Source organism: Flavobacterium sp. B183, from assembly GCF_023539155.1.
Classification (GTDB): domain Bacteria; phylum Bacteroidota; class Bacteroidia; order Flavobacteriales; family Flavobacteriaceae; genus Flavobacterium; species Flavobacterium tructae.
Genome location: NZ_CP097434.1, coordinates 1,830,872 through 1,845,485, shown reverse-complemented (window position 1 = coordinate 1,845,485; position 14,614 = coordinate 1,830,872). Strand labels below are relative to the sequence as shown.

General features: G+C 44.1%; 1 protein-coding gene. It reads right to left on the bottom strand.

What is annotated here, in order from left to right; genetic code table 11:
• Window positions 1-21: 21 nt before the first annotated feature.
• Entirely contained in the window at window positions 22-14,352 is a 14,331-nt protein-coding gene (locus M4I44_RS08160; RefSeq protein WP_249967009.1) for an HYR domain-containing protein, read from the bottom strand.
• Between the last annotated feature and the right edge of the window lie 262 nt (window positions 14,353-14,614).

The window sequence follows — 14,614 nt, the reverse complement described above, 5'->3', positions numbered from 1 at the left end:
ATTACCAAGCCGCCATAGTTTTTACTTGTTGATATATAAATAACCTGATTGTTCATGCGAATTAGATTCGTTGTCTTTGTACTTTAAGATGTAGAAGTAAGTTCCTACCGGTAATCCTTCGGATTGTTTTATAGTAGTACGTCCTTCTGAGAAACCTTTAAAAACACGATCTTCATTATTGTAGTTGTCTTTTTCGAAAACCAGAACTCCCCAACGATTGTATATTTCAACTGTATTGCTAGGATAACATTCTAAGCCCTGAATATAGAATCTGCTGTTTTTGTCATCTCCATTTGGTGAAAACGCATTAAAGACTTTTATAACACAACCGGTTAAAGGCAATACGGTAGGTTTATCTTCCAAAATACTTTCGTCATCTGAAATATCATCTACAACAACTCCTTTATCACTTCGTCCCTGAACGCTTGCCTGATTGCTTACGCTACCTTTATTGATATCACTTTGCGTGATTTTATAAATGGCTTTAAAGTTATATTCGTCAGATTCGTTTACACCTAAATCAATTGCCTGTCCTGAAACGACAACTCCCGGTAAAGGATCTGAAATGGTGATTCCTTTTAATGGAACGTTTCCGGTATTGGTTACTTTAAATCTGTACGTAATGGTTTCGCCTGCATTTGCAAATCCGCTTCCGTTTTCGTCATTAAATACTGCTGTTTTAATTACTGCAATAGCAGGAACTTCAACAAAAACAGTTAATGTCGCGGTACCACAATTGGTTGGATGGGCCTTTTCACAAAGTTGATAGTTTAAGGCATAAGTTCCACCCGGTGTGTTTGGTTTCACATTTACGGTTCCATCTGAATTAAACTCAAAATAAGGGTTTTTCGACAAATCGGTAAATACAACTTCCGAAGGATTAATTGGTAAACCTTTCAGTAAATCATTGTTGAAAACATTTATGAATTCAAGAGAACCATTTATACCGTCTACATTTACAATTCCATCATTTGTAACTACAATTTTCACTAAAGGTATCGGAGGATCCGGGTCTACTACATTAATTACCGTAATCTTCGCCACTGCCTGACTGCAATTAGACGGATTTAAAGCTTCACAAATTTGATACGTTAATTCATAAGTTCCAGAAGGGGTTCCGGATTTTACTTCAATTCTACCATCAGATTTTAAAGTTAAATTCGGATTTGGCACAATCGTCGTTAAAATAACGCTTGAAGGAGTCAGTAATACTCCGTTTAAAGTATCATTCTGAAAAATACTTGTTGGAGAACTTTGTCCTTTACTACTGTCAACAGTTCCGGCATTATCATTATTCGCTTTTATAACCGCTCCTGTTACCGGAACATAACTTTTTACAGTAGAACAATTCGTAGGATTCAGATATTCACAAATACTGTATTCAACTTCGTATCTTCCTATCGGTGTTCCGGCTTTTACCGTTACCGTTCCGTCCGCATTTAAAGTCAATCCTGTTGGAACATTTATTGCTTTTAAGATTACTCCTCCAACACTATTTTTAATTACTGCCGGATTTCCATTCAAAGTATCATTAGTAATCAATGAAGCTGTAGTTCCGCCAATACTTCCGTTTATCGAAAGGGTTTCTTCTGTCACTGCATTAATCACGGCTTTTCCAACTTCAACAGTGGCCGTAGCTGTTGCACAGTTGGCAGGGGTTGCTCCTTCTTCACAGATTTCATAGGTGATTTGGTAAGTTCCTGTTACAGTGTTTGGATCTAAAGTTAGTACTCCGTTGGCATCAATGCTCAATGGTCCTGTTTTGATTGGGGTTACATTGGTATTGGCGGCGGTTACCGGCTGGCCGTTTAAGGTGTCGTTTATCGTTACGTTTCCAACTGTAGTGGCCGTTGTTGTACCTGGTGTTTGAACTGGATAGCTGTTATCAACGTTGGCTACGATTGGGTTTTTAACTTCAACGGTGGCCGTAGCGGTAGCACAGTTCGCAGGGGTTGCTCCTTCTTCACAGATTTCATAAATGATTTGGTAGGTTCCTGTTACTGTATTTGGATCTAAAGTCAATACTCCGTTGGCGTCAATGCTCAATGGTCCTGTTTTGATTGGGGTTACATTGGTATTGGCGGCGGTTACCGGCTGTCCGTTTAGGTTATCGTTGATTGTTACGTTTCCAATTGTAGTGGCCGTTGTTGTACCCGGTGTTTGAACTGGGTAGCTGTTGTCAACGTTGGCTACGATTGGGTTTTTAACTTCAACAGTTGCAGTAGCTGTAGCACAGTTGGCAGGGGTTGCTCCTTCTTCACAGATTTCATAGGTGATTTGGTAGGTTCCTGTTACTGTGTTTGGATCTAAAGTTAGTACTCCGTTGGCGTCAATGCTCAATGGACCTGTTTTGATTGGGGTTACATTGGTATTGGCTGCGGTTACCGGCTGTCCGTTTAAGGTATCGTTGATTGTTACGTTTCCAACTGTAGTGGCCGTTGTTGTACCCGGTGTTTGTACTGGGTAGCTGTTGTCAACGTTGGCTACGATTGGGTTTTTAACTTCAACGGTGGCCGTAGCAGTAGTACAGTTAGCAGGGGTTGCTCCTTCTTCACAGATTTCATAAGTGATTTGGTAAGCTCCTGTTACTGTGTTTGGATCTAAAGTTAGTACTCCGTTGGCGTCAATGCTCAATGGTCCTGTTTTAATTGGGGTTACATTGGTATTGGCGGCGGTTACCGGCTGTCCGTTTAGGGTGTCGTTTGTTGTTACGTTTCCAACTGTGGTTGCCGTTGTTGTACCCGGTGTTTGAACTGGGTAGCTGTTGTCAACGTTGGCTACGATTGGGTTTTTAACTTCAACAGTGGCCGTAGCGGTAGTACAATTGGCAGGCGTCGCACCGTCTTCACAGATTTCATAAGTGATTTGGTAAGTTCCTGTTACAGTGTTTGGATCTAAGGTCAATACTCCGTTAGCGTCAATGCTCAATGGACCTGTTTTGATTGGGGTTACATTGGTATTGGCGGCGGTTATCGGCTGGCCGTTTAGGGTGTCGTTTGCTGTTACGTTTCCAATTGTGGTGGCTGTTGTTGTACCCGGTGTTTGTACTGGGTAGGTATTGTCAACGTTGGCTACGATTGGGTTTTTAACTTCAACAGTGGCCGTAGCTGTAGCACAGTTGGCAGGGGTTGCTCCTTCTTCACAGATTTCATAAGTGATTTGGTAGGTTCCTGTTACAGTGTTTGGATCTAAAGTCAATACTCCGTTGGCGTCAATGCTCAATGGTCCTGTTTTGATTGGGGTTACATTGGTATTGGCGGCGGTTACCGGCTGGCCGTTTAGGGTGTCGTTTGCTGTTACGTTTCCAATTGTAGTTGCCGTTGTTGTACCTGGTGTTTGAACTGGGTAGCTGTTGTCAACGTTGGCTACAATTGGGTTTTTAACTTCAACAGTTGCAGTAGCTGTAGCACAGTTCGCAGGGGTTGCTCCTTCTTCACAGATTTCGTATGTGATTTGGTAGGTTCCTGTTACGGTGTTTGGATCTAAAGCCAATACTCCGTTGGCGTCAATGCTCAATGGTCCTGTTTTGATTGGGGTTACATTGGTATTGGCTGCGGTTACCGGCTGTCCGTTTAAGGTATCGTTGATCGTTACGTTTCCAACTGTGGTTGCTGTTGTTGTACCCGGTGTTTGAACTGGGTAGGTATTGTCAACGTTGGCTACGATTGGGTTTTGCACAATAATAGTAACTGTAGCTGTTGCACAGTTTGCTGTTGGATTTGCAACCTCACAAATTTGATAATCAAAAGTGTAAGTTCCCGTTGGCGTATTTGGCTGAACTGTAACGGCTCCTGTATTAGTATCAAAACTTAAATTTGAAGGTAAAGTTGTAGTCGAAGTAATTATAACTTCATTAGCCACTACATTTTTACAGTTCAGAGAGTCATTATCCAGAACACTTGGAACTGCAATTCCACCCAGAACTCCATTAAAGGATGTTACACGATCTTCAATAGCTTTGATTGGTCCAATTACTTTCACCGTCTGCGTACAAGTCTGCGTATTACCAGCAGCATCAGTAGCTGTCCACGTTACCGTAGTGGTTCCGATTGGGAAGCTTGATGGTGCATTGTTAGTAACGGTTACTGTTCCTGAGCAGTTATCGCTTGTAGTTGGAGTGCCTAAAACAACGCCGGTTGCAGTGCATGAATTAGCATCGGCTACAGCAGTAACATTTGAAGGACAAGTAATTGTTGGTTTTTGTGTATCGTTTACTGTTACCGTTTGCGTACACGTCTGAGTATTTCCTGCAGCATCAGTAGCTGTCCACGTTACCGTAGTGGTTCCGATTGGGAAGCTTGATGGTGCGTCGTTAGTTACCGTTACTGTTCCTGAGCAGTTATCGCTTGTAGTTGGAGTGCCTAAAACAACGCCGGTTGCAGTGCATGAATTAGCATCGGCTACAGCAGTAACATTCGCAGGACAAGTAATTGTTGGTTTTTGAGTATCATTTACTGTTACCGTTTGCGTACAAGTCTGAGTATTTCCGGCAGCATCAGTAGCCGTCCACGTTACCGTAGTGGTTCCGATTGGGAAGCTTGATGGTGCATTGTTCGTAACCGTTACTGTTCCTGAACAGTTATCGCTTGTCGTTGGAGTGCCTAAAACAACGCCGGTCGCTGTACATGAATTAGCATCGGCTACAACAGTAACATTTGAAGGACAAGTGATGGTTGGTTTTTGAGTATCGTTTACTGTTACCGTTTGCGTACAAGTCTGAGTATTACCTGCAGCATCGGTAGCTGTCCAGGTTACCGTAGTGGTTCCGATTGGGAAGCTTGATGGTGCGTCGTTAGTAACGGTTACTGTTCCTGAACAATTGTCTGAAGTCACTGGAGTGCCTAAAACAACTCCGGTTGCGGTACATGAATTAGCATCAGCTACAGCAGTAACATTCGCAGGACAAGTGATTGTTGGTTTCTGCGTATCGTTTACTGTTACGGTTTGCGTACAAGTCTGAGTATTACCTGCAGCATCAGTAGCCGTCCACGTTACCGTAGTGGTTCCGATTGGGAAGCTTGATGGTGCGTCGTTAGTTACCGTTACTGTTCCTGAGCAGTTATCGCTTGTAGTTGGAGTGCCTAAAACAACGCCGGTTGCAGTGCATGAATTAGCATCGGCTACAGCAGTAACATTCGCAGGACAAGTAATTGTTGGTTTTTGAGTATCATTTACTGTTACCGTTTGCGTACAAGTCTGAGTATTACCTGCAGCATCAGTAGCCGTCCACGTTACCGTAGTGATTCCGATTGGGAAGCTTGATGGTGCGTCGTTAGTCACCGTTACTGTTCCTGAACAATTGTCTGAAGTCACTGGAGTGCCTAAAACAACTCCGGTTGCTGTACATGCATTAGCATCGGCTACAGCAGTAACATTCGCAGGACAAGTGATTGTTGGTTTTTGAGTATCATTTACTGTTACCGTTTGCGTACAAGTCTGAGTATTTCCTGCAGCATCAGTAGCTGTCCACGTTACCGTAGTGGTTCCGATTGGGAAGCTTGATGGTGCGTCGTTAGTTACCGTTACTGTTCCTGAGCAGTTATCGCTTGTAGTTGGAGTGCCTAAAACAACGCCGGTTGCAGTGCATGAATTAGCATCGGCTACAGCAGTAACATTCGCTGGACAAGTGATTGTTGGTTTTTGAGTATCGTTTACTGTTACCGTTTGCGTACATGTCTGAGTGTTACCAGCAGCATCAGTAGCTGTCCACGTTACCGTAGTGATTCCGATTGGGAAGCTTGATGGTGCGTCGTTAGTTACCGTTACTGTTCCTGAACAATTGTCTGAAGTCACTGGAGTGCCTAAAACAACTCCGGTTGCTGTACATGAATTAGCATCGGCTACAGCAGTTACATTTGAAGGACAAGTAATTGTTGGTTTTTGCGTATCCTTTACTGTTACCGTTTGCGTACAAGTCTGAGTATTACCAGCAGCATCGGTAGCCGTCCAGGTTACCGTAGTGATTCCGATTGGGAAGCTTGATGGTGCGTCGTTAGTTACCGTTACTGTTCCTGAGCAGTTATCGCTTGTCGTTGGAGTGCCTAAAACAACTCCGGTTGCAGCGCATGAATTAGCATCGGCTACAGCAGTAACATTTGAAGGACAAGTAATTGTTGGTTTCTGTGTATCGTTTACTGTTACGGTTTGCGTACAAGTCTGAGTATTACCTGCAGCATCAGTAGCTGTCCAGGTTACCGTAGTGGTTCCGATTGGGAAGCTTGATGGTGCGTCGTTAGTTACCGTTACAGTTCCTGAGCAATTGTCTGAAGTCACTGGTGTTCCTAAAACAACTCCGGTTGCTGTACATGAATTAGCATCGGCTACAGCTGTTACATTCGCAGGACAAGTGATTGTTGGTTTTTGAGTATCGTTTACTGTTACGGTTTGCGTACACGTCTGAGTATTACCTGCAGCATCAGTAGCTGTCCACGTTACCGTAGTGGTTCCGATTGGGAAGCTTGATGGTGCGTCGTTAGTTACCGTTACTGTTCCTGAGCAATTGTCTGAAGCCACTGGAGTGCCTAAAACAACTCCGGTTGCTGTACATGAATTAACATCGGCTACAGCAGTAACATTCGCAGGACAAGTAATTGTTGGTTTTTGAGTATCGTTTACTGTTACCGTTTGCGTACAAGTTTGAGTATTACCAGCAGCATCAGTAGCCGTCCACGTTACCGTAGTGATTCCGATTGGGAAGCTTGATGGCGCGTCGTTAGTTACCGTTACTGCTCCTGAGCAGTTATCGCTTGTAGTTGGTGTTCCTAAAACAACGCCGGTTGCTGTACATGAATTAGCATCGGCTACAGCAGTAACATTTGAAGGACAAGTGATTGTTGGTTTTTCAGTGTCACTCATCGTTACGGTTCTGGTAGCTGTTGCATTAGCACAACCTCCTGTTCCTGTTACCGTATAAGTGATCGTAGCGGTTCCAGTTGCTTTTCCTGTAACTACTCCTGAAGCATCAACAGTAGCAATTGCGGTATCACTGCTTGACCAGCTTCCGCCTGTAGTTCCGTTTGATGTGAATGTAGTCGTTCCCGCAACACAAATAGTTTGATTTCCTGATAAAGTCCCTGCATTTGGTGCAGCGGTTACCGTTACAGTTCTCGTTGAAGTTGCATTGGCACAACCTCCTGTTCCTGTTACGGTGTAGGTGATTGTTGCAATTCCAGCTGAAACTCCAGTAATAGCACCTGTTGAGTTATTTACTGTTGCAATTGCGGTATCACTGCTTGACCAGCTTCCGCCTGTAGTTCCATTTGATGTGAATGTTGTCGTTCCGGCAACACAAATAGTTTGAGTGCCTGATAATGTACCAGCATTTGGTGCAGCGGTTACCGTTACCGTTCTCGTTGAAGTTGCATTAGCACAACCTCCTGTTCCTGTTACGGTGTAGGTGATCGTTGCAGTTCCGGCTGAAACTCCGGTAATAACGCCAGAAGCATCAACTGTAGCAACTCCCGTTGCACTGCTTGACCAGCTTCCACCTGTAGTTCCGTTTGACGTGAATGTTGTCGTTCCGGCAACACAAATGGTTTGAGTTCCTGATAATATACCAGCATTTGGTGCAGCGGTTACCGTTACCGTTCTCGTTGCAGTTGCATTGGCACAACCTCCTGTTCCTGTTACCGTGTAGGTGATCGTTGCAGTTCCGGCTGAAACTCCGGTGATAACACCTGTTGAGTTATTTACTGTTGCAATTGCGGTATCACTGCTTGACCAGCTTCCGCCTGTAGTTCCGTTTGATGTGAATGTAGTCGTTCCCGCAACACAGATATTTTGATTCCCTGATAATGTACCAGCATTTGGTGCAGCAGTTACCGTTACCGTTCTCGTTGCAGTTGCATTGGCACAACCTCCTGTTCCTGTTACAGTATAAGTAATCGTTGCCGTTCCGGCTGAAACTCCGGTGATAACGCCTGTTGAGTTATTTACTGTTGCAATTGCAGTATCACTGCTTGACCAGCTTCCGCCTGTAGTTCCATTTGATGTGAATGTTGTCGTTCCCGCAACACAAATAGTTTGAGTTCCTGATAATGTACCGGCATTTGGTGCAGCGGTTACCGTTACCGTTCTCGTTACAGTTGCATTGGCACAGCCTCCTGTTCCTGTTACGGTGTAGGTGATCGTTGCAGTTCCGGCTGAAACTCCTGTGATAGCACCTGTTGAATTATTTACTGTTGCAATTGCGGTATCACTGCTTGACCAGCTTCCGCCCGTTGTTCCGTTTGATGTAAATGTTGTCGTTCCGGCAACACAGATCGTTTGATTCCCTGATAAAGTCCCTGCATTTGGTGCAGCAGTTACCGTTACCGTTCTCGTTGCAGTTGCATTGGCACAACCTCCTGTTCCTGTTACGGTATAAGTAATCGTTGCAGTTCCGGCTGAAACTCCGGTAACAACGCCTGTTGAGCTATTTACTGTAGCAACTCCCGTTGCATTGCTTGACCAGCTTCCGCCTGTAGTTCCGTTTGAAGTGAATGTTGTCGTTCCGGCAACACAAATAGTTTGATTCCCTGATAATGTACCTGCATTTGGTGCAGCAGTTACCGTTACCGTTCTCGTTGAAGTTGCATTGGCACAACCTCCTGTTCCTGTTACAGTATAAGTGATCGTAGCAGTTCCGGCTGAAACTCCGGTAACAACGCCAGAAGCATCAACTGTAGCAACTCCCGTTGCACTGCTTGACCAGCTTCCGCCCGTATTTCCATTTGATGTGAATGTAGTCGTTCCGGCAACACAAATCGTTTGAATTCCTGATAATGTACCAGCATTTGGCGCAGCGGTTACCGTTACCGTTCTCGTTGCAGTTGCATTGGCACAACCTCCTGTTCCTGTTACAGTGTAGGTGATCGTTGCAGTTCCGGCTGAAACTCCGGTAACAACGCCTGTTGAGCTATTTACTGTTGCAACTCCCGTTGCACTGCTTGACCAGCTTCCTCCTGTATTTCCATTTGATGTAAATGTTGTCGTTCCGGCAACACAGATAGTTTGATTCCCTGATAATGTACCAGCATTTGGTGCAGCAGTTACCGTTACCGTTCTCGTTGCAGTTGCATTAGCACAACCTCCTGTTCCTGTTACGGTGTAGGTGATCGTTGCAGTTCCGGCTGAAACTCCGGTAATAACGCCAGAAGCATCAACTGTAGCAACTCCCGTTGCACTGCTTGACCAGCTTCCACCTGTAGTTCCGTTTGACGTGAATGTAGTCGTTCCCGCAACACAGATAGTTTGATTCCCTGATAATGTACCAGCATTTGGTGCAGCAGTTACCGTTACCGTTCTCGTTGAAGTTGCATTAGCACAACCTCCTGTTCCTGTTACGGTGTAGGTGATCGTTGCAGTTCCGGCTGAAACTCCGGTGATAACACCTGTTGAGTTATTTACTGTTGCAATTGCGGTATCACTGCTTGACCAGCTTCCCCCTGTAGTTCCGTTTGATGTGAATGTAGTCGTTCCCGCAACACAGATAGTTTGATTCCCTGATAATGTACCAGCATTTGGTGCAGCAGTTACCGTTACCGTTCTCGTTGAAGTTGCATTAGCACAACCTCCTGTTCCTGTTACGGTGTAGGTGATCGTTGCAGTTCCGGCTGAAACTCCGGTGATAACACCTGTTGAGTTATTTACTGTTGCAATTGCGGTATCACTGCTTGACCAGCTTCCGCCTGTAGTTCCGTTTGACGTGAATGTTGTCGTTCCGGCAACACAAATGGTTTGAGTTCCTGATAATGTACCAGCATTTGGTGCAGCGGTTACCGTTACCGTTCTCGTTGCAGTTGCATTGGCACAACCTCCTGTTCCTGTTACCGTGTAGGTGATCGTTGCAGTTCCGGCTGAAACTCCGGTGATAACACCTGTTGAGTTATTTACTGTTGCAATTGCGGTATCACTGCTTGACCAGCTTCCCCCTGTAGTTCCGTTTGATGTGAATGTAGTCGTTCCCGCAACACAGATATTTTGATTCCCTGATAATGTACCAGCATTTGGTGCAGCAGTTACCGTTACCGTTCTCGTTGCAGTTGCATTGGCGCAACCTCCTGTTCCTGTTACGGTGTAGGTGATCGTTGCAGTTCCGGCTGAAACTCCGGTGATAACACCTGTTGAGTTATTTACTGTTGCAATTGCGGTATCACTGCTTGACCAGCTTCCACCTGTAGTTCCATTTGATGTGAATGTAGTCGTTCCAGCAACACAAATAGTTTGAGTTCCTGATAATGTACCTGCATTTGGTGCAGCGGTTACCGTTACCGTTCTCGTTACAGTTGCATTAGCACAACCTCCTGTTCCTGTTACGGTATAAGTGATTGTTGCAGTTCCGGCTGAAACTCCGGTGATAACGCCAGAAGCATCAACTGTAGCAACTCCCGTTGCACTGCTTGACCAGCTTCCGCCTGTAGTTCCGTTTGATGTGAATGTAGTCGTTCCCGCAACACAGATATTTTGATTCCCTGATAAGGTACCAGCATTTGGTGCAGCAGTTACCGTTACCGTTCTCGTTGCAGTTGCATTGGCACAACCTCCTGTTCCTGTTACGGTGTAGGTGATTGTTGCAGTTCCGGCTGAAACTCCAGTGATAACACCTGTTGAGTTATTTACTGTTGCAATTGCGGTATCACTGCTTGACCAGCTTCCGCCTATAGTTCCGTTGGATGTGAATGTAGTCGTTCCGGCAACACAAATCGTTTGAGTTCCTGATAATGTACCGGCATTTGGTCCAGCGGTTACCGTTACCGTTCTCGTTGCAGTTGCATTGGAACAACCTCCTGTTCCTGTTACAGTATAAGTGATTGTAGCGGTTCCGGCTGAAACTCCGGTAACAACGCCTGTTGAGCTATTTACTGTAGCAACTCCCGTTGCACTGCTTGACCAGCTTCCGCCCGTATTTCCATTTGATGTGAATGTAGTCGTTCCGGCAACACAAATAGTTTGATTCCCTGATAATGTACCGGCATTTGATGCAGTAGTAATCGTTACAATTCCATTTATTGTCGCTGCCGTACAAGGTGCTGTATGACCAACTGTTGTTATCGTATAAGTACCACTCGCAGTTGGTGTTCCAGAAATCGTGATTGTTTTTGCACTGGAATCAACAGAAGCTGATAAACCAGCCGGCAAGTTTGAGGCAACAGCATTGGTTGCGCTTCCACCAAAAGTATAAATCGTGCTAGGAATAGCTGTTCCGTTACAAATTGTCGGGTTTTGTGTACCACTGGTAAATACAATCGTAGAAGCTGTGTTTACAACTGCTGCAACTGCAACTCTTGATGCCGAAGTACAACCTTCTGGTGAAGTAGCCTCTACATAATAAGTTGTGGTAGTTGATAAACTTGGTGTAGTATAACTCGCTCCTGTTTTTAATGATGTACCGCCTGTTGAAGCCGCATACCAGTTAATAGTTGCTCCTGCCGATGCTGTTGCATTTAATGTTAATGTTCCTGCACCACATCTGGAGTCTTGTGTTGTTGAATCTATTGTTGGTCTTGTATTTATTGTTGCTACAACTGCCGTTCTTGTTCCTGTAGTACACCCATTTCCTGTAGCATCTACATAATAAGTGGTAGTTGTTGATAAATTTGGTGTGATAAAACTCGTTCCGGTCGCTAATGATGTACCACCGGTCGCAGCAGCATACCAATTAATAGTTCCTGAAGAAGCTGTAGCGCCTAATGTTACTGATCCTGCATCACATCGCGAAGCAGGTGTTGTTGTTGTTATTGTTGGTATTGCATTGATCACAAAATTTGTAGCAGTTCTACAGCTTCCAAGTCCCGGACAAGCTGCATAATATGTTGTGGTCCCCGGCGTATTTGTATTGGTCAAACCTGAGCCCGCAACACCTACAGGATTAAAAGAAGAACCTGTAAATATTGGTGTTAAACTTACAGACGATGTGTACCATTGTATAGTCCCCGAATTTGAACATGTAGAAGTAGCCGTTAATGCCCCGCTACCTCCTTGACAAATAGAAACTCCTGTCGTTGTTGGTGCTCCAGCAACCGGATTGATTGTCATACTTGCAGTCGGAGCCGAAGTACATCCCTGAGCATTAGTTGTAGTCAATACATAGCTGTTCGGTACTAAACCGGAGAAAACACCTGATGTATTATTTACTGGCGCCGTTACCGGATTTGTTCCTCTTAGAGTATAACTTATTCCCGCTCCCGGAGCAGGAGTGTTTACTGTTATTGTTCCTGTTGGTGTAAAACAATTCCCTTGTGTTACAGTAGCTGTTGGGGTTGCCGGCAACGCCAAAATTGTAATATCATCTACCGTTTCTGCACTACCTTTAAAGTTTGTACCGGGAACATTTGCCTGACTGGCTCCTTCATAGGTTTTATTAGCAGAACCATAAGCATTTGTAAATGCTGTTATTCTTCTATTCGGATTAGCGGTTGTACGTGTTGGATCAAGATACAAAGCCTGCGCACTAGAACTGTAAGTTCCTGCCGCCATAGATGCCGCTACTTTTCCTGTTAAGGTTATCGTAACCACTCCATTTTGTGCAATATTAAAGCCTCCAAATACAGGATTACCTGCCGTAGCAGTGTTTGTTAATACACCTGAAGGTCCTGTTGCTTCTGCTGAATAAGTCGCTGTAGCGGAGTCGAACTCGATGCCTGTTGGAAAAAGAAAATCTAAAAATACTCCTGCAGCATTCCCTACTCCTGTATTTTTGATCTGAATTTCATAAGAAACTTTTTCTCCAATCGAATTACAGGCTGATGCAGTTGAAAGTGCTTTTACTTTTGTTTCTAAAACAGGGAAACAATTAGAATTTACCTGCAAATTTGGCGGTACATCCTGTGCTGTAAAAGTTGACGCACTACCTGCTGTTCCATCTACCGCACCATTTCTAATTCCCGCACCGGCATTAGACCTTCCTGAGCTACCTCCAACTACAGTAGTAGTTAAGGTTACAGTACCGGTAAGGTTGTGTCTGATTATTCCACCACCACCACCACCACCAGGTCCGTGTGAATTATTATTATCATTTTCAGTATTTCCTCCTGCTCCTCCTGCTGCTTCTATTCTGATCGTAGCGGTACTACTATTTGAGATATTCAATAATACTGTTCCTCCGGCACCACCACCACCTGCTCCATCGGGTGAGCCTGAAAAAGCACCTGGTGCTCCTTTTCCTCCATTGGCATAAATGTTACCTGTTCCCTGAACGGTACCTGCATTAATAAGAATTATGGCACCACCGACACCACCTTTAACACCTGTTGAGGCATTATTGGCATCTCCGGCACCACCACCACCTCCCATAACTAATCTTGGAAAGGCAGTTGCAGTAAGATAAGATCTGAAACCCGGTCTTCCTCCTCCTGTTAATGGAAGAACATCACCGCCTCCACCTTGCCATCCGGCACCACCTAAGCCACCGAATCCGCCATTACCTCCACCTCCACCTCCGGAGTTGTGGTCATTACCACCTCCACCAGCGTTAGCAGGGGCTCCTCTTCCTGCAGATCCTCCAGGCATTCCTTCTACTCCATTATCAACCTGATTAAATCCATCCCACATATAACGGGGTGTTCCGGCTATTCCTTCTCCTTTTCCTGAAATTGTATTATTACTTGATAATCCCACATAAGTTGTAGAATTATTAAGATTAGATACTGCTATAGGGCTATAACCTCCTCTAAAACCGCGGGCATTTCCATCAATAGAAAATCCGGCAAAATTGAATGTACCGGAAACATTAAAAGCAATAACTCCTCCTGCAACACCATTAAAAGGAGGTGTTGTTATAGAAGAAGTAAGGGTTAAATTGGAATATTGAGGTACTCTTACAATCTGAAAAGTTCTTTTTCCTCTTGTCGTTGTAGCATCTGCATTATAAAAACTATTCAGGGTTCCACCATTGGCACCCGTTCCTTTAAACGTTAAATTCCCACCAGTCAGTGGGACATTATTAGTTGCGATAACATATTCAAAAACTCCGGTGTTACCCAAAGATGTAAATCCGGTACCTCCTAAAGCATCAGGACCGCTATTTGACGTTCCGGAACCATAACTTGTTGTATTCGTATAATCTATCGTAGCATCCTGCATTTGAATAATCAAAATCAGATCTCCTACTGATATCGCAGTTGTTCCGAAATTATTAGAATACTGATCTGTGGGAGGTACTCCTCCTAAAACTATCGATTGAGTTCCTGCATTCAGTGTTATATTTCCCGAAATAGGAAAATAAGTATTTACAGAACTTGATACGGTAACAGGTCCATCTCCTCCAGGTGTTCCACAAACTTGTGAAAAAGCAGGTAATGACACTAGTCCAAAGAACAAAACAAAAAAGATTTGTTTTAAAAAATTAAACTTGCTAAAAGTAAAGTTATACATAAACAATGGGGAATTTAGAAATGGAAATATCAGATGCTGAGAAAACAACCGTGGTATTCAGCACACAAAACAGATACGATAAAATAATGGAAATGGTTTTTTGAAGTCTTAGAAAGTGCTTTTTAAAAGCTTTATCAAAAAAGGGCAGCGTTTGGACCATAGGTATTATAGGTTCAAGACACAAAATGTCTTTCGGTTAAATTAGTAGTTTTTGGAGCCGCGAAAATATGCAATCAACTGGCTATCAGCTATATTTTTCGAT